Source organism: Microcoleus sp. OTE_8_concoct_300 (genome assembly GCF_031383065.1).
Taxonomy (GTDB): domain Bacteria; phylum Cyanobacteriota; class Cyanobacteriia; order Cyanobacteriales; family Microcoleaceae; genus Microcoleus.
This window is the reverse complement of record NZ_JANMZH010000724.1, coordinates 1-16,227: the sequence shown is the minus strand read 5'-3', so window position 1 is coordinate 16,227 and position 16,227 is coordinate 1. Positions and strand designations below refer to the sequence as shown.

16 protein-coding genes are annotated in these 16,227 nt (G+C 44.8%); 9 read left to right on the top strand and 7 right to left on the bottom strand.

Annotation, left to right across the window (positions count from 1 at the left end; all coding sequences use genetic code 11):
• Positions 1–257 precede the first annotated feature (257 nt).
• From ACUVJL_RS32705 to hisC, 4 genes are all read left to right on the top strand, one after another.
• A complete protein-coding gene (locus tag ACUVJL_RS32705) occupies positions 258–1,541 on the top strand; it encodes an esterase-like activity of phytase family protein (RefSeq protein ID WP_445249632.1) in 1,284 nt (427 codons plus the stop codon).
• 173 nt (positions 1,542–1,714) lie between these two features.
• Positions 1,715–2,569 carry an alpha/beta fold hydrolase gene (locus ACUVJL_RS32700; RefSeq protein ID WP_445249631.1) on the top strand — a complete coding sequence of 285 codons (855 nt, stop codon included), beginning with the start codon at positions 1,715–1,717 and terminating at the stop codon, positions 2,567–2,569.
• Complete coding sequence (locus ACUVJL_RS32695) at positions 2,566–3,279, top strand: glycerophosphodiester phosphodiesterase (protein WP_445249630.1); 714 nt, start codon at positions 2,566–2,568, stop codon at positions 3,277–3,279. Before ACUVJL_RS32700 ends, ACUVJL_RS32695 begins: the two co-directional genes overlap by 4 nt.
• A gap of 73 nt (positions 3,280–3,352) precedes the next feature.
• The gene (gene hisC / locus ACUVJL_RS32690) at positions 3,353–4,399 is read left to right on the top strand and encodes a histidinol-phosphate transaminase (RefSeq protein ID WP_445249629.1); all 1,047 of its coding nucleotides are present in this window, start codon (positions 3,353–3,355) and stop codon (positions 4,397–4,399) included.
• Positions 4,400–4,489: 90 nt separating this feature from the next.
• Here hisC and ACUVJL_RS32685 read toward each other — a convergent pair whose 3' ends face one another.
• The 7 genes from ACUVJL_RS32685 to ACUVJL_RS32655 all read right to left on the bottom strand — a co-directional run bounded on the left by ACUVJL_RS32685 (position 4,490) and on the right by ACUVJL_RS32655 (position 10,720).
• Entirely contained in the window at positions 4,490–4,960 is a 471-nt protein-coding gene (locus ACUVJL_RS32685; RefSeq protein WP_445249628.1) for a type II toxin-antitoxin system VapC family toxin, read from the bottom strand.
• The gene (locus tag ACUVJL_RS32680; protein WP_445249627.1) at positions 4,954–5,271 is read right to left on the bottom strand and encodes an antitoxin family protein; all 318 of its coding nucleotides are present in this window, start codon (positions 5,269–5,271) and stop codon (positions 4,954–4,956) included. Before ACUVJL_RS32680 ends, ACUVJL_RS32685 begins: the two co-directional genes overlap by 7 nt.
• Before the next feature lie 46 nt (positions 5,272–5,317).
• A complete protein-coding gene (locus ACUVJL_RS32675; RefSeq protein ID WP_445249626.1) occupies positions 5,318–6,118 on the bottom strand; it encodes a class I SAM-dependent methyltransferase in 801 nt (266 codons plus the stop codon).
• A gap of 144 nt (positions 6,119–6,262) precedes the next feature.
• Positions 6,263–7,906, bottom strand: a complete 1,644-nt coding sequence (locus ACUVJL_RS32670; RefSeq protein ID WP_445249634.1) for a 2-isopropylmalate synthase — start codon at positions 7,904–7,906, stop codon at positions 6,263–6,265.
• Between the two features lie 160 nt (positions 7,907–8,066).
• Complete coding sequence (locus ACUVJL_RS32665) at positions 8,067–8,588, bottom strand: LabA-like NYN domain-containing protein (protein ID WP_006633075.1); 522 nt, start codon at positions 8,586–8,588, stop codon at positions 8,067–8,069.
• Between the two features lie 338 nt (positions 8,589–8,926).
• Positions 8,927–9,577 carry a response regulator transcription factor gene (locus tag ACUVJL_RS32660; RefSeq protein WP_445249633.1) on the bottom strand — a complete coding sequence of 217 codons (651 nt, stop codon included), beginning with the start codon at positions 9,575–9,577 and terminating at the stop codon, positions 8,927–8,929.
• Between the two features lie 717 nt (positions 9,578–10,294).
• Complete coding sequence (locus ACUVJL_RS32655) at positions 10,295–10,720, bottom strand: (2Fe-2S) ferredoxin domain-containing protein (protein ID WP_445249625.1); 426 nt, start codon at positions 10,718–10,720, stop codon at positions 10,295–10,297.
• 427 nt (positions 10,721–11,147) lie between these two features.
• Here ACUVJL_RS32655 and groES point away from each other — a divergent pair, with 427 nt between their 5' ends.
• The 5 genes from groES (at position 11,148) to ACUVJL_RS32630 (ending at position 16,036) form a co-directional block, all read left to right on the top strand.
• Positions 11,148–11,459 carry a co-chaperone GroES gene (gene groES, locus ACUVJL_RS32650; protein WP_332945088.1) on the top strand — a complete coding sequence of 104 codons (312 nt, stop codon included), beginning with the start codon at positions 11,148–11,150 and terminating at the stop codon, positions 11,457–11,459.
• Positions 11,460–11,596: 137 nt separating this feature from the next.
• Positions 11,597–13,237, top strand: a complete 1,641-nt coding sequence (gene groL, locus ACUVJL_RS32645; protein ID WP_333301489.1) for a chaperonin GroEL — start codon at positions 11,597–11,599, stop codon at positions 13,235–13,237.
• A gap of 144 nt (positions 13,238–13,381) precedes the next feature.
• The gene (locus tag ACUVJL_RS32640) at positions 13,382–13,690 is read left to right on the top strand and encodes a hypothetical protein (protein ID WP_445249624.1); all 309 of its coding nucleotides are present in this window, start codon (positions 13,382–13,384) and stop codon (positions 13,688–13,690) included.
• Complete coding sequence (locus ACUVJL_RS32635) at positions 13,677–14,384, top strand: ATP-binding protein (protein ID WP_445249623.1); 708 nt, start codon at positions 13,677–13,679, stop codon at positions 14,382–14,384. The genes ACUVJL_RS32640 and ACUVJL_RS32635 overlap by 14 nt, the downstream gene beginning before the upstream one ends.
• A gap of 29 nt (positions 14,385–14,413) precedes the next feature.
• A complete protein-coding gene (locus ACUVJL_RS32630) occupies positions 14,414–16,036 on the top strand; it encodes a hypothetical protein (protein WP_445249622.1) in 1,623 nt (540 codons plus the stop codon).
• Positions 16,037–16,227 lie beyond the last annotated feature (191 nt).

The following is a 16,227-nucleotide window of genomic DNA, read 5'->3' as shown; positions in this document are numbered from 1 at the left end:
ACAGCACTGTCGAGAGTGACTTTAAGACTGTTTAACTGTAAACAACAGAGCCCAAAACTAGCGTCGCATTTTCCGGTGTTATGACCCCAATAACGTAGTCAGTGAAGACTTAGGCTGGTCAATACAGCTTGCTTGATTTCTCTTACAAGCTCAGTGGCTTTAGCCCGCTCGTTACTGACTCTCAAAATTTGGTTGCCGCGATTCGGCATTCCTTCTCGAAACATCAAGTTTTGCATATCTACAAAACGGTATAAATTATGTCACAAAGATGGCACAAAAGCAAACAGTTCAACAAGAGCAACAAAATACAAGTTACCGTACTGAGCAATTATTTTCAGTTAAACACGCTGGGCGATCCTCTTCGAGGGCTTCGCCAACGCATTTTACGCTTATTTAGTCTAGCCCTAATTCTCTTAACTGTTTGCACAGCTTGCGCCCCCCCTCCCGCAGTTGCTAGAGACCGCTCTTTTCCAGAAATGTCCCTAGAATTTTTGGGCGAGTACGAATTGCCAAAAACCAATTTTGAAGGATCGCCAGTCGGCGGTTTGTCAGGAATTACCTACGACCCCAAAGGTATTAGCACTGTCACTTCCAAAGCTTATCGCTTTTACGCTCTTTCCGACGACCCCAGCGAAAACGGAGAAGCCAGATTTTACAGTCTCAGACTCGACCTCACATCGAGCGATCCAGCAAATATTCGCCTGAAAAAAGTTGCCGTTGAAGGCGTTACCTCCCTCAAAAAAGCAGACGGTGAAACCTTCTCTTGGGGTTCCATCAATCCCGAAGCCATCGCCCTTTCTCCCCGCAATTCAGTATTTGTCGCCAGCGAAGGCGTCACTCATGCTGGCATTCCTCCTTTTGTAGGAGAGTTTGACCTCAAAACCGGGAAATTGCTGGGAAATTTGCCGATTCCCAAACGCTACATTCCCGATGCCAGCGATGAAAAGCAGCAGCAAGGAGTGCGGGAAAATTTAGGTTTTGAATCTTTAAGCATTGACCCAGAAACCTTTAGTCCGGGCGGTCTCGATCCGTTTCGTTTGTTCGCAGCTACGGAAGCGCCGTTAATGCAAGATTTAGACCCGGAACAGGCAAGCAAACTCCGTTTTTTACATTATATCATTGTAGATAAAACGCCGCAATTAGTATCAGAAAATCTTTACAATCTCGACCAAGTTCCCATGACTATTTTGAACGGTTTAACAGAATTAGTAACTGTCGGTGGCGGTCAGTTTCTGAGTTTAGAACGTTCTTTTGGGCTGTCGGGATACAGCGCTAGGATTTATCAAGTAGCGGTTGGGGCGGCTACAGATACTTCAAGAATCCAAAGTTTTAAAGGGCAAGTGACAATGGTCGAACCTGTTAAGAAAAAGTTGTTGCTAGACTTAAGCGAACTCGGGATTCCGCTGTACAATTTAGAGGGAATGACCCTCGGGCCGCCGTTGCCTGATGGCAGCAAAAGTGTAGTTTTGGTCAGTGACGACAATTTTGATGAAGCGCAGAAAACTCAGTTTATTTTGTTGCGTCTGAAGGGCAAAGGTTAGGTCATAAGGGCGGGCTAGAAGCCCACCCCACAAGAAGATTTCTTCTTTGTGAAAAAAACCGAGAAGCCTATTGAGGAAAACCTTACAATAAAATTCACTCTTTGTGGAACAGGCATCTTGCCTGTTCATAAAAAAGTTAAATCAAATTAATCCAACTATAAAATACCCTAATTATGCCCACTCGTAATATTTTGCACTTACCAGACATCGAACTTTCCTACCTAGAATGGCAGCCAGAAACAGGGAAAGAAAAAGTTCCGCGTTTGCTGCTGCTGCACGGTTTAGCAGATAGTGGGTATGTCTGGACTAGCTTGGGCAATTACTTGTCCAACCGCTATCATATTGTAGCGCCCGATATGCGCGGTCACGGAGAAAGTAGCAAACCGAAAACAGGCTATACTTTTGAAAGTGCGATCGCAGATTTAGAAGCTTTGATGGCACATCTCAACTGGCCAGACGCCCACATTTTAGGACATTCTTGGATGGGCAAACTAGCACCTATTTGGGCGAGGCAAAATCCGGCTCGCTTTTGCAGTATGATTTTAGTAGACCCCATCTTCATCACCAAACTGCCCGCCGCGATGAAACTCACCCTGCCAATTGTTTACCGAAAATTAGACTGTCTCAAATGTGTGGGGCCGTTTGCGACTTTATCCCAAGCAGAAGCAGCAGCAAAACAATCGGGAGAATACGCAGATTGGAGTGATGTGCAGAAAATGGTATTCCAACAGCAAATCGAACAAAAATCTGACGGAAGTTGGGGCAGTAAATTTGGGATTGCAGCCAGAAATCAGATATTTGCAGAAGTGATGAAAGTTGCTGGCTTAACTGAAAATATTGAGATCCAGACTTTGTTTGTACAGCCGGAAAAAGGCGTAAATCGCATGGCTTGGCAAATGCAGCCATACAATAGATACTTGAAAAATCTTACTGTTGCAAAAGTACCGGGGAATCACTGGTCTTTTTTGACTCAACCGGAAACTTTTAATCAAACTGTGGCAGATTTTTTAGAGGGCACAAGACAGTGAATTTAGAAATTATCGCACATCGGGGATTTTCGGCGATCGCCCCCGAGAATACTTTAGCAGCTTTTGAACTGGCGATCGCCCGCGGAGCTCATTCGATCGAATTTGACATCCAGCTATCCGCCGACAACGTACCAGTGATTTTTCACGACGCAACATTAGATAGAATCACTGGAGTTTCTGGCAAAGTTAGGGAAAAAACTCTGTCTGAATTGCAGACACTTAATGCGGGAAAATGGTTTAGCGATGAATTTTCACAAGAAAAAATTTCTACCTTAAAAGAATCATTAGCTATCCTCAAAAATGTTGACAAATTTCTTTACTTTGATGTCAAACCTCACTGCGAGTGGTCTGATGCAGATGTCGCGGCTTTTGTCAATACTTTGAAGGGCGCAGATATCCAGCACAAATGCGTTATTACTTCCTTTAACGATGGATTTCTGGAACAAGTGCGGCGACTATCTGGCGATTTGGCGATCGGACACATTGTTGCTAATCTAGAAGCATACAAAACTCAATTTGCTCAAGCTGTGGCGCATCGGGATAATTTGATTAGCAGTCTGTATCGCGTGTTGCTGGAAAACCCCGCACTAATTCAAGAAAGCCGGAGTCAGGGAGTTGACATTGTAGCCTGGACGGTGGACGATCGAGCGGATATGAAAAAGTTAATTGATTTGGGTATAACGCGGATAGTCACTAATTGTTTGATATAATCTTTTTAACTTGATATCTTGCGCCATTATCAAGAACGGGCAAGATGCCCGTTCCACAAAACTCAATTAATAGATGAATTACTTTCGCAAAAGCATCCACGAAATGTCTGGCTATGTGCCGGGGGAACAGCCACCGCTAGGCACAAAAATTATTAAACTAAATTCTAATGAAAATCCCTATCCGCCTTCTCCCAAAGCCTTAAAAGTGCTTCAGGAAATAGACGGAGAAATGCTGCGGCGCTATCCAGATCCAACTGGCAAAGTTTTCCGCATTGCTGCTAGTCAAGTTTTGGGAGTTGCTGACGATTGGATTGTTGTAGGTAACGGTAGCGACGATTTATTAAACTTGATAGTTCGCGCTGTGGGCGAATCTGGGAAACAGATTGTTTGTCCCGCGCCAACCTATGTATTGTACCGCACTTTGGCAGAAATTCAAGATGCAGAATTTGTTGAAGTTCCTTATCCCGACGACTACAAGTTACCAGTCGATTTGCTAATAGCAGCCCAGGGTGCAGTGACCTTTGTAGCTTCGCCAAACAGTCCATCGGGAACAGCCATATCTGTTGCCGATTTGGAGAAGCTGGCTAAAGAGTTATCTGGCATTCTTGTCATCGACGAAGCTTATGTAGATTTCGCCGTAGAAAATGCTTTGAACTTGACAAAAAAGTACAGTAATGTTATAGTTTTGAGGACGCTTTCCAAAGGTTATTCTCTAGCAGGATTGAGGCTGGGTTTTGGCATAGCAAATCCGGCGCTGCTGGCAGAATTAAATAAAATCAAAGACAGCTATAATGTGGATGCTTTAGCATATACAGTGGGGGCGGCTGCGATCGCAGATCAAGAGCACAAAATAGCCAACGCCGAAAAGATTAAGGCTTCGCGAGCAAAACTAGCCGTTAGTTTCCAGGAATTAGGCTTTGAAGTTTGGCCCTCGCAAACCAACTTTTTGTTAGTTAGGCCACCAAACGGCGATGCAGAAAGAATTTATCAAACACTGAAAGTACGGGGAATATTGATTCGATACTTCAATCAGCCGCGATTGGAAGACAAATTGCGGATTAGTGTAGGTACGGAGGAACAGAATCAAATCTTAGTTAAAACTTTGAAAGAAATTCTCTAAATAACGATCGCACTAAAATTAGTTTGTAATGAGGAATGCAAGTCCTCAATTTTTTATGATGACTTACATTCCTCACTACAAACAGCTTGATTACGGATAATTATTAGGATTATCCGTCGCCAACCCTTCCGACTGAGCAATATCCAGCAATCGGTTGTTCGCCGAAACAAAAATCAGCCGAGTTTCAGGCTGGGAAAGGAGAGTAGTAGATTGAAAGCGCAAAGCCGAGGCTAACTGTACAGAATCATAAGCGCGCAGCGGATGTTGCATCACCAATTCGGTGGCTGTTTCTATCAAAGTTCGATCGACATCTATGACTCGGTATTCATTTTCAAAATCCTCCCTAACTTTTTGCCCAATTAAATCAAAACGCTCCGCAGACAAACTTCCATCCCGCAGACGGCGTGCAAAAGCGCTATGTACCTCCACCCAAGTAATCTGGCTAATAACTAAATCGCTGTTTGTAGCAGGATCGGTAATCGATAAAATCCAGTCACTGCCTATTTCAGGCACGTATCGTTTGACTAAAGCGCTAGTATCCAGAAAATAAGCATTTACCACGGGCCGCGATCCTCGATAACGATTTCTGAGAGAGGCTTACCTGGTAGCGATTCCATTTTTTTCATCAATTCGCGCCACTGCTGCGCGCGCTTGATTAATTCCGCTCGATCGAGCTTACCCTGTTTCTTTGGCAAACGCACCAATCCTCGTACATCCATCAACTTAATCGCTTTTTCGCGATCGCCCCTGACTTCTTCCTGGGAAACTTCCGCTACAATTGTGATTTCCACAGTTTCCCCATCATTCAATGACAAAGGAGTCAGGGGACGCAAAACCCCGTTTTCGTAGATAGCAGTAATAGTTTCTGGCATAATTAGCCTCTTAATTAAATGCTTTGACTTATTGTACTTCTTTTAATTACTTCGTTGCCACCACAGCCAAATTCCAAGCCAAGCGCTTCATCAAAGGCAACTTTTTCAAAAATCCATCCAACTCTTCTAACCGAGAGTATTCCGGTTTCAATCTCTCTTGTTCAATGATAATCTTTTTCCAATAACGCTCCTCATTTGGATGCACTTTTTCGATCAAATAAAAGCGCAAAAAAATCCAAAGCGATGTGAGCCAAAACGTATCATAAGCCGTCTCCAAAAACAAAGACTTGACAAAATTCACAATATTAATATCCAAAGGAGTTTCATCCTCCGTCCGCACCTCAGTAGCCATCCTGCGGTAAACATTAATCACCGGATTGTGCTTCATCGGGTCCCAAAAACAAGCTTTTCCCCCAGGCTTCAGCACGCGGTGCATTTCGCGAATTGCCTTTTCGGGTTCCGGCAAATGGTGTAGCAAATTAGAAGCGTAAACAATATCAAAACTGTTGTCCGGGAAATCCATAGCCATTGCATTTACAGTGCAGCCCTCTATTTTGACGCCGTTTTTCTCGGCCAATTTCAGAGCAACTTCTACCATGCCCTGAGAATAGTCCGCCGCCACACAATGCGCGCCTTTTTTAGCAAAATAAACGCTGTTTTCTCCCGCGCCGCAGCCTAAATCTAAGAGGCGTTTGCCTGTAATATCGCCCATTTGCTGGACGATAAATCTATTTTCTGGGGCGGTACAAGCTTCAAAGTAATCATTGACTCGAATGCCGTCAATATCGATTGTGGATGCCCAAGCATCGTGGAATTGTCGCTCTTTTTTTAAAGTTTCGTCTTGCATTTTTTACGGTTTGTTGTTGCTAAAAAAGATTTTAATTTTTAACCGCAGATGAACGCGGATTAACGCAGATTTATTTAGATATATCTGCTGTTATGTGCGTTCGTCTGCGGTTGGTTTCAAGAAAAATGGCTGACAGTAAATTTATCAGCGCTGTGCTTCTGCAACAACTTGATTTTCGATCGGAGTTGGTTTTTCGGAGGATTTTTCTTCAGCACTATGCTGCAATGCTTGATACAGCCGATTTAAAGCGCTGATGTATGCTTCGGCAGAGGCTACGATAATGTCGGTATTTGCTGAGTGACCGGAAAATACTTTCCCTTCGTGGCGCAAGCGAATTGTTACTTCGCCGATCGCATCTATTCCCGCTGTCACCGACTGTACAGAAAACTCGATCAACTCGTTGGGTACGTTTACCACCCGGTTAATTGCCCTGTAAACTGCATCCACAGGCCCGGTGCCGATCGCAGCATCGGTCAATTCTTCGCCCGCCGGATTCCGCACAGTGACAGTTGCTGTCGGGCGAGATTTGTCGCCGCAGGAAACTTGCACCAATTCTAACCGGAAAAGTTCGGGTGCTTGGTGCACTTCGTTATTGGCGATCGCCTCTAAATCCCAATCAGTAATCTCTTTTTTCTTGTCCGCTAAATCTTTGAACTTGACAAAAGCCTTATTTAGCTCATCGTCGGCCATTTGAAAACCCAACTCTTTCAAGCGAGTGTGGAAAGCGTGGCGCCCCGACAATTTACCCAGCACAATTTGATTTTCAGTTAAGCCGATCGACTCAGCGTCCATAATCTCGTATGTCCGCTTATTTTTGAGCACTCCGTCTTGGTGAATTCCCGACTCGTGAGCGAAAGCATTTGCCCCGACAATCGCCTTATTTGGCTGCACCAACATCCCCGTCAAATTGGAAACCAAGCGGGAAGTTTTGTAAATTTGGCGCGAGTCAATATTTGTCAGCGGTTCCTCAGAATCCGCAGCCCTGCCCAAGAACGGATTATAATATTGGCGCCGCACGTAAAGCGCCATTACCAACTCTTCCAGAGCTGCATTTCCCGCCCGTTCGCCAATCCCGTTAATAGTGCATTCTAACTGTCGGGCGCCATTTTTCACAGCTTCCAAAAAGTTAGCAACAGCCAATCCTAAGTCATTGTGGCCGTGAACCGAAATAATTGCGCGATCGATATTCGGCACATTTTCCTTAATTCCCCGAATCAAAGCCCCAAACTCGCTCGGAGTCGTGTAGCCTACAGTATCGGGAATATTGACAGTAGTCGCACCGGCTGCGATCGCCCTTTCCAGAACCTGATACAAAAACTCCGGTTCCGAACGACAAGCATCTTCCGGCGAAAACTCCACATCATCCACAAAAGACTTAGCGTAAGCCACCATTTCCGGCACTATTTCCAGAACCTCAGCCCGCGTCTTTTTCAGCTTATGCTCCAAGTGAATATCAGACGTAGCCAGAAACGTATGAATTCGCGCATTTGCTGCTGGTTTCAGAGCCTCTGCTGCTGTTTTAATATCCTGCTTTCTCGCCCTTGCTAAACCGCAAATTGTCGGCCCATCTTCCGTGCCCACCGAGCGGGCTATTTTTTGGACTGCCTCGAAATCTCCCGGGCTGGTGAAAGGGAAACCCGCTTCAATCACATCCACCCCCAATCTCGCTAACTGGCGAGCGATCGTCAGCTTTTCATCCCCATTCAGAGATGCACCCGGAGATTGTTCTCCGTCGCGCAAAGTCGTATCAAAAATAATTATCCGGTCTTGACTTGGTTGAGTTTTCATAGTGTTCAAAAAGTGTTTTGCTGAATTTTACTTGTTCGTTTTTCTTGGTTTTTCGCCTGCTGTCACGCGCCTCATGCCAATAATTAATAACTACTAACTAATAACTAATAACTAATAACTACTGACAACTGACAACTAACAACTGACAACTAACAACTGACTAATAATCCATCTTCTCAATATGTTCCCTAATTTCATTTAGGTCTATATACCTATCTGTAGCATTTCGTAACTCTCTAGCAATCATTCCTTCGGTTGATACCACAGTAATATGAGTATTTTTCGAGCGCAGCAGCTCGATCGCCCGCTCAAAATCCCCATCTCCGCTAAAAAGCACAACTTGGTCGTACTGATCCACCGTATTAAACATATCAACCACAATCTCAATGTCTAAATTAGCCTTTTGAGAATATCTGCCCGAAGCATCGTCGTAATATTCCTTAAGAATCTTAGTACGAACCGTGTAACCCAGACTTATCAAGGCATCTCGAAATCCCCTTTGATCTTGGGGGTCTTTCAGACCCGTATACCAGAAAGCATTGATCAAGATGACATTCGGCTGCGAAGTTTTGAAATATTCGAGCACCCTGCGAGGATCAAAAAACCAACCGTTCTTTTGTTGAGCGTAGAACATATTGTTCCCGTCCACAAAAATAGAAAGGCGGTTCATTAAGTTTGTCATAGAAACTTAGACCTAATAATTGTAGAAAGAAGTTAATCTAAATATCACATTTTAGCAACATGGAGCTAACCGAGGCAATAGATTAGACTTCAGAAAACTCCATCCCCCCAGTATTTCATATTTTCGGCTCTACCGCCATAGGGCTCTTTTAACCCTGCTTGCATTCGATCGACTGGCTCTCACAAACCAGACGCCCTGTAACTCAATACCGGCTGCCGTGTCAAGGTTAATCGGGCTTCAAACTACCGCCGGGCAGGGCCCTACCGCCTCTTCAGGCATACCTTCGCGCATAGCACTCGCTTTTGCTCCCCTGATTTCATAGCGCAGAGTACCTCAGCTCAAGCCTTTTTGCTTTCAAGGGCCCAGCGAGCTAACTCTGTCCGGTTGTGCAGACCTGTTTTGCCCAGCATATTGCTGACGTGGCTCTCTATAGTGCGCTGGCTGACATTCATCACGTCTGCGATCTGGCGGTTTGCCATACCCTGCGCTAGCAACTGTACCACCTTTAACTCAGTGGGAGTCAATTCGACATTGCGGCGCGCCTTTATTTTTGGGCCGCTGTCAATACCTGGATTTGAGTGGCCAATCAAGCGGGATGCTGCTTTCAGAGAAGATTCTACTTGGGCTACCAGTTCTTCTGGTTCAAAAGGCTTGACTATATAAACGTCTGCCCCTGTGCTCAAGCCTTTTACTCGGTCTGAACTTTGACCTTTGGCGGACAAGAAAAGAACCGGAATCCAGTTCGTGCGCGGGTCTTCTCTGATGTATTTGACTAAAGTGTACCCGTCCATTTCCGGCATCATCACATCGCAGATGATCAAATCGGGGACTTCTTGTTCGAGTTTTTCTAGAGCGTCTCTGCCGTTTTCTGCTGTAATGACGTTGTAACCCCGAAACTCCAAGTAATCCTTGACTAGCAAGATCAAGTTCGGGTCGTCGTCAACCAGCATCAGCCGTTTTTGATCTCCTGAATTATTGTCTTTTGTCATGTTTATTCCCGCTAAAGTATCCCGCTTCCTTTTTTTCACTCGTGTTTTTTCCGTCATTGCGCCACCACCCGGCTGGGGGTGGAGGACTGCCGTCGGGTGAAAGGATGGCCCTCAGGGGAAAGCGGGGCGGGTGTTACCGCTTCCCAACCAGTTATCGACGCCCGTTTGTAAATGTCTGGCGACTAGGAACGGAGCCAAAACCTATAAGGGACATCTTCAGAAAAGCTGGTCAATGGCAGGCATCCTGCTTGCCCCACCAGAATTATTGCAGATGTCTAATGGACGAACATCGCCCGTCGTCACTATCGGTCTTGATTGATTGGAGACTCCCTGGCAGAGCCAAAGTTAAATATTTAATCTCGATCGGTTTAATTGCAGGTTGATGCCCCAGTTTAAAATGATACTTCTGATATAGAGAAATTTAAGCAGACTCCCTACTTACGTATTTAACTGTTTCTAGTCTAGTTTGGCAAACTGCTTAGTGTCTGGCACTGAGAAACTTTTGCACAAAATTTCACACTTTCTCCGATCGATTTTTTTGGGCGTACCTTTTGAGCAACACCAGGGACAAGCGAAGCCCGACTACCAAGAAAACCTAACTACAGTTTTTTTATCTGTAGCAAGTGCGATCGCCCGGGCGGTCAACAATCTAAATTTCTCACCCTTAACCTTAAACTTAACCTTTAATTATAACCCTGTACTTTAACAGCGCTCTCATTAAATGTTTGGCTCGGCCTTTTGAGGTACAGGCAAAGGATGAGTCAAGAAAGCGTATTCTTGAACTACCTTTGAGTTGAGGAGATGTTCCTGAATAATTCTCTCTATGACGGGGGGAGTAACGTCGCGGTACCACACTCCGTCTGGATAGACTACCATAATCGGGCCCGACGCGCACACTCGCAGGCAATTGGCTTTGGTGCGAAAGACACAGGTTGGTCGTAAGGCACTTGGCTTGTCCAACCCCAATTCTTGCAAGCGTTTTTTTAAGTAATTCCAAGCCTCCAGACTGGTTTCCCGCGAGCAGCACTTGGGCACGGTTTGGTCGGCACAGATAAAAATATGCCGCTCGATTTGAGCGATGCCCAGGCTTTGGACGCAAGCGCTCAAGCCTTGGCTGCAAGATTCATCGTTATGTTCAAGCATTTTATTCATTCGTCAACAGTAATTGGTTAGCGATCGAAAGTCATCACCACAGCCCCCACTCCCTCCCGTCTCAAGGGTAGGTTTTTTACTATTCAGAAATTGAGGGCAAGCAAGAGGCAAGTTTTAAAGGCATAACAAGTCGAAATCCGGGCTTTTTCGCGTCTGGCTCTCTCCCTCTCTCCCCCTCTCCCCCTCTCCCGCTCTCTCCCCCTCTCCCTCTCTCCCTCTCTCCCCCTCTCCCTCGCTCCTACTCATTCTCGGTTCGGGAACCCGTACTGACAAGTAAGTTGCGATCGCCCCTGACTAAAGCTAAATTAGCACTCAGGAGTCGAGAGTGCTAATATGTCAGTTGTAAGTAGTCCGCTGTTGCTTTCATCGTGACCCCTGACGACTGACTGACGACAATCTGTAATCTGGAGATTTATTTATGGCAGCAGTATCACTGAGTGTTTCTACCGTTAAACCGTTAGGCGAGCGCGTGTTCGTGAAAGTAAGCGCTAGCGAAGAAAAAACCGCCGGCGGCATCCTTCTGCCCGACACAGCTAAGGAAAAGCCCCAAGTAGGCGAAGTCGCGGCCGTGGGCCCCGGCAAGCGCAACGACGACGGCACTCGCATTGAAATGGAAGTCAAAGTCGGCGACAAAGTTCTCTACTCGAAATACGCCGGCACCGACATCAAACTCGGCACTGACGAATACGTCTTGCTAGCAGAAAAAGACATTCTGGCGATCGTTAACTAATTAATCATTAGTCATCAGTCCTTAGTCATCAGTCATTAGTTTAAAGCGAAGCCGCCAAACAACTAATGACACGGGACAAATGACTAAAATCCATCATCCCCAATCCAAAATCTCAAACCCTCAAATCCCCAAAAACTATGGCTAAGCGTATTATCTACAACGAAAATGCACGTCGCGCCCTCGAACGCGGTATGGACATTTTGGCCGAAGCAGTGGCCGTAACCCTCGGTCCCAAAGGCCGTAACGTGGTTCTCGAAAAGAAATTCGGAGCTCCTCAAATCGTCAATGACGGCGTTACCATCGCCAAAGAAATCGAACTAGAAGACCATGTAGAAAATACAGGCGTTGCTCTAATTCGTCAAGCTGCTTCCAAAACCAACGACGCAGCAGGCGACGGTACCACAACTGCTACCGTTTTGGCTCACGCAATGGTCAAAGAAGGCCTGCGGAATGTAGCTGCTGGTGCAAATGCGATCGCCCTCAAGCGCGGTGTTGACAAAGCAACCACGTTTTTGGTAGAAAAAATTGCCGAACACGCCAAACAAGTAGAAGATTCCAAAGCCATCGCTCAAGTCGGTTCCATCTCTGCTGGTAACGACGATGAAGTCGGTCAAATGATTGCTAACGCAATGGACAAGGTGGGCAAGGAAGGCGTGATTTCCCTGGAAGAAGGGAAGTCTATGACCACCGAATTGGAAATCACCGAAGGGATGCGCTTCGACAAAGGCTACATTTCTCCCTACTTCGTCACCGACACCGAACGGATGGAAGCGATTCTAGAAGAACCCTTCATCTTGCTGACAGACAAGAAAATCGCTCTGGTACAGGATTTAGTACCTGTGCTCGAACAAGTAGCTCGTTCCGGCCGCCCGCTGTTGATCATTGCAGAAGACATTGAGAAGGAAGCTTTAGCTACTCTCGTGGTCAACAAACTGCGCGGTGTGTTGAATGTGACTGCTGTTAAAGCACCCGGTTTTGGCGATCGGCGCAAAGCCATGTTAGAAGATATCGCCGTATTGACCGGCGGTCAACTAATCACCGAAGACGCCGGTTTGAAACTGGAAAATACCAAGCTCGACATGATCGGCAAAGCCCGCCGCATCACCATCACCAAAGACAGCACGACAATTGTTGCCGAAGGTAACGAAGTCGCGGTCAAGTCCCGCTGCGAACAAATTCGCCGTCAAATGGACGAAACCGAGTCTTCCTACGACAAAGAGAAGCTGCAAGAACGTTTGGCCAAATTGGCTGGCGGCGTGGCAGTGATCAAAGTCGGCGCGGCTACCGAAACAGAAATGAAGGATCGCAAACTGCGTCTTGAAGATGCGATCAACGCTACCAAAGCTGCTGTAGAAGAAGGAATTGTTCCTGGTGGCGGTACAACTTTGGCTCACCTGACTCCTCAATTAGAAGAGTGGGCTAACAGCAGCCTGAAGGGCGAAGAGTTGACTGGTGCTTTGATTGTGGCACGGGCTCTGGCTGCTCCTCTGAAGCGGATTGCTGAAAACGCTGGTTTGAACGGCGCTGTGATTGCTGAGCGCGTCAAAGAAAAGCCGTTTAACGTCGGTTTCAACGCAGCGACAAATGAGTTTGTCGATATGTTTGAAGCTGGTATCGTTGACCCTGCGAAGGTGACTCGTTCTGCTCTGCAAAATGCCGCATCTATTGCTGGTATGGTGCTGACAACCGAGTGCATCGTCGTTGACAAGCCTGAACCGAAGGATGGTGCTGCTGCTGGCGCTGGCGGCGGCATGGGCGGCGGTGACTTCGATTACTAATTAATCGTCGTCTTTAAAGTAGGTGGGGGCGCAAGGGCCCTCACCTACTTTATTTTAATTAAGTAGTTACTTTATTTTAATTAAGTAGTTGATTAATAAATCAAGTATCATAGTGGTGTACTCTCTAGTATAGTGAGAGGCGCTATGAAAGCAGAAGTTCTTAAAAGATTATTTAGGGCGATCGCCAGTGCCGACACAGAGGCGATCGACAAACTCACACACCTAGTCATTGAGGAAGAACGCCAGAAGGGACACACGCTACTAGCCGACCAATTAGAGAATATTACCAAAAAGAGCCAGAAAGAGAAATCGACCTCTAACAGCAAAGCAGCTTCGCCAGTACCAAATAGCCGACAAGCTTTAAGCGAACTGCCGACAAGTAAGCGATTAAACCTTCCTTTAGTGACTGTCATAGGAAGGGAAAAAACTGCGGCATCACATGGTGCTTCCTGAAGTTATTGAAAAACGTTTCCAGCGAATTGAGCGCGAGTATGCAGCAAGAGATAGGCTTGCTCATCACGGACTCCGCTACAGACAAAAAATTCTTCTGTACGGTTTCCCGGGCTGTGGTAAGACACTCGGAGCAGAGCGTTTAGCTTGGAATACAGGTTTACCACTTCTCAAAGTTCGATTTGATGCAATGGTATCATCTTTTTTAGGCGAAACGGCGAGTAATTTGAGGCTCGTTTTTGAAGAAGCATCAAAAAATCCATGTTTGTTGTTTCTTGATGAATGCGACTCTATTGCTAAATCAAGAGAAGACCATCAGGAAGTAGGAGAAATTAAGCGAGTGGTAAATACATTTCTTCAAATTTTGGATGAATATGAACCCACCTCTGGTCTGATTGTAGCAGCTACAAACCTGACTAAATCTCTTGATACTGCACTGTGGAGACGATTTGATGATTTGATTGAAGTACCAAAGCCCGGAGAAAAAGAGTTAGAATTTATCCTAAAAGAAACACTATCTGCTATGGAAGTAGGCTCTATTAACTGGCCTGTGCTCATAGCTCAGATGAGAGATTTTTCTGCTGCTCAAGCCGTGCGGGTGGCCCAAGATGCTGCTAAACGGGCAATTCTTGAGCGAGAGGAGCTGGTGATTCACGAACACTTGGAAGAAGCGATTAAAGAAATCAAGGTTGCATAAACTTAATTTTTTGGTTTTGGGAGGGCTAAATGGTTGAACGTTATAATAAATTTCCGCATATTCAGCTTAGGCTGGCAAAAGAAGGAATTGCTGCAACTCCAATGGGAGTAAAAAATCAGCATCCAACAACATCGGCAAATGAAAATGATCGCCAGGGACATGGAAGTAGATTAAAGAGTTCGTTGAACTCCTTAATATCTTATTGGCAAAATACTCAAAAAAGAAGAGAGGAAGAGGGAATGCCACCCCTTCCAGAAAAAACTATACCTATTATTTTACAGATTGACCATACTGCACTTCAGGCAGAGGATCTCAAAACATATGGTATTGAGGTAATCGCTGAATTAGAAAATGGGTATATTATTGGTGCTTCGGTCGAGCATACAGACTTTACCGAACTACAAAAAAAGATAGAAAAATTTATTAAGGCAGAGAGAGGAGGGGGGAAAGTTAAAGCAATCTGGGACTTTATTGATGGAAGCAAGCGACCTGAGTACATTCTATCACCAGAACTACTTAATCAATGGCAGCAAATTAGAGATGAACGAATATATACTGTGGATATAGGCATTGCTTGTCTAGGCACTAAGTCACAATTGTCGGATCTTCCGCGAAAAAAGGCTACTGAAAGTGAGGAAAACTTTACTAAACGATTCAAAAACTGGACGAAAAAACGTGATTTAAATTATCAGGAATGGAAAAAAATTAAGTCACAAAGAAAAGATGAGTTTACGGAATTTATACAAGCTTATAAGGGAGAGATTTTAAACATTGTGGATGGAGATATTCCTGAATATTCTCAACTACCAGATAGTTTTTCCTGCTGCATTCAAATTTCGGGTAATGGGCTAAAAGACTTAGTTTTGAATTTTCCTTATATTTTTGAGGTAAGTTTTGTCATTTTAGAGAATGACCCTACTGCATTCGGTGCAGAGGCTCTCAGAAACTATGAACTTCAATTAATTGCAGAAATAAAAGATGGATACATTATTGGTGCATCAGCAGATTTAGAACTTGGTACACTGCGAGATAAGATAGCAAAAATTATTAGAGAAGAGTATAATACTGGTAAAGTGGCAGACCTCTGGGATGTGATAGGCGGAACTAAACCACCACAATACATTCTTTCGCCAGAATTAATGGCTCATTGGGATCTAGTTAAAGATGATCAAATTTACACTTTAGATGTAGTAGTTTCCTGCGTAGGAATTAAGTCACAACTTCCTGATTCCCCCAAGAAACAACCTAATGAAGATCAGGATAGTTTTATCAATCGAGTCCATAACTGGATAAACAACCGTCAGTTAACAGATGAGGAGTGGGAAGAAATAGCATTCCAAAGACAAGACGAATTTGAATTTTTTATTCATGCTTACCAAGGAAGTATTATCAAAGGCTTTCAAGACGAAGGTGGTATTCTTGGGACTGATCGTTTACCAGATAGTTTCTCCTGTCGCATTCAAATTTCAGGAAAAGGGCTAAAAGATTTAGTTTTCAATTTTCCAGATATTTTTGATGTTATTGAGACAGAGGTATTTTCGGAAATTATTCAGCAACTAGGTTTATCGGAGGTTGATGCTTCGCGTTTTAGACTAGAACCACCCGAATCAACTGCCCCCAAGGTCAGGGTAAACGCATCTAAATTAATTTGACAAACACCTAAATTTGTGCATTACTAAATAACTAAAAAAAACTTTTAAAAATCTAGGACTTACGCATTGACAAAATAACCAAACAGTGAATTGATAAATATAGGTCGTCTACTTTCTAGGTATCGGACAATGAGAAAAATAACTAAACCCTCTACGGCACAATGCAATATAGACCTTTACACCTTATTTTT

Coding starts and splice junctions, on each gene's coding strand:
- groES (WP_332945088.1), top strand. CDS start 11,148: ATGGCAGCAGTATCACTGAGTGTTTCTACCGTTAAACCGTTAGGCGAG.
- ACUVJL_RS32705 (WP_445249632.1), top strand. CDS start 258: ATGTCACAAAGATGGCACAAAAGCAAACAGTTCAACAAGAGCAACAAA.
- groL (WP_333301489.1), top strand. CDS start 11,597: ATGGCTAAGCGTATTATCTACAACGAAAATGCACGTCGCGCCCTCGAA.
- ACUVJL_RS32700 (WP_445249631.1), top strand. CDS start 1,715: ATGCCCACTCGTAATATTTTGCACTTACCAGACATCGAACTTTCCTAC.
- ACUVJL_RS32665 (WP_006633075.1), bottom strand. CDS start 8,588: ATGACAAACTTAATGAACCGCCTTTCTATTTTTGTGGACGGGAACAAT.
- ACUVJL_RS32630 (WP_445249622.1), top strand. CDS start 14,414: ATGGTTGAACGTTATAATAAATTTCCGCATATTCAGCTTAGGCTGGCA.
- hisC (WP_445249629.1), top strand. CDS start 3,353: ATGAATTACTTTCGCAAAAGCATCCACGAAATGTCTGGCTATGTGCCG.
- ACUVJL_RS32680 (WP_445249627.1), bottom strand. CDS start 5,271: ATGCCAGAAACTATTACTGCTATCTACGAAAACGGGGTTTTGCGTCCC.
- ACUVJL_RS32635 (WP_445249623.1), top strand. CDS start 13,677: ATGGTGCTTCCTGAAGTTATTGAAAAACGTTTCCAGCGAATTGAGCGC.
- ACUVJL_RS32655 (WP_445249625.1), bottom strand. CDS start 10,720: ATGCTTGAACATAACGATGAATCTTGCAGCCAAGGCTTGAGCGCTTGC.
- ACUVJL_RS32670 (WP_445249634.1), bottom strand. CDS start 7,906: ATGAAAACTCAACCAAGTCAAGACCGGATAATTATTTTTGATACGACT.
- ACUVJL_RS32675 (WP_445249626.1), bottom strand. CDS start 6,118: ATGCAAGACGAAACTTTAAAAAAAGAGCGACAATTCCACGATGCTTGG.
- ACUVJL_RS32660 (WP_445249633.1), bottom strand. CDS start 9,577: ATGACAAAAGACAATAATTCAGGAGATCAAAAACGGCTGATGCTGGTT.
- ACUVJL_RS32640 (WP_445249624.1), top strand. CDS start 13,382: ATGAAAGCAGAAGTTCTTAAAAGATTATTTAGGGCGATCGCCAGTGCC.